Source organism: Nonomuraea sp. NPDC048916 (assembly GCF_040649575.1).
In the GTDB taxonomy this organism is placed as follows: domain Bacteria; phylum Actinomycetota; class Actinomycetes; order Streptosporangiales; family Streptosporangiaceae; genus Nonomuraea.
Map to the genome: position 1 here is coordinate 1 of NZ_JBEZFS010000255.1, position 421 is coordinate 421.

Below are 421 nucleotides of genomic sequence, written 5' to 3' on the forward strand. Positions count from 1 at the left end.
TGATCCTCACCTGCGCGCCTACTGCCACACCCATCGGATCGGCTATGTGATGGCCGTGCCGGTGGATCTGCCGCTGGTGACCGCCCGGGGCGGCGAGGAGCCGGCCGGGCATGTGCTGGACCGGCTGCTGGCCCAGGCCGTCCCGGGGTTGTGGGAGCGCCGCTCCTGCGGCCAGGGCACCAAGGGCACACGCGCCCACGACTGGGCGACGGTCGCGGCGGTACCCGTGGGGCAAATTCCCGCTGACGGCCATACGCATACGCTGCTGATCCGCCGCAGCGTCAGCGATCCCGCCGACGTCGAGTTATTCCTGGCCCATGCCCCGGCCGGCACGCCCGTCACCGAGCTGATCACCGTCGCCGGGCTGCGCTGGAAGATCGAGGAGAACAACGAGACCGGCAAGGACCTGCTCGGCCTGACC

At 70.8% G+C, this 421-nt stretch carries 1 pseudogene; it reads left to right on the forward strand.

What is annotated here, in order from left to right:
* Positions 1 to 421, forward strand: a pseudogene (locus AB0C16_RS40730) (IS701 family transposase); the annotation flags it as partial.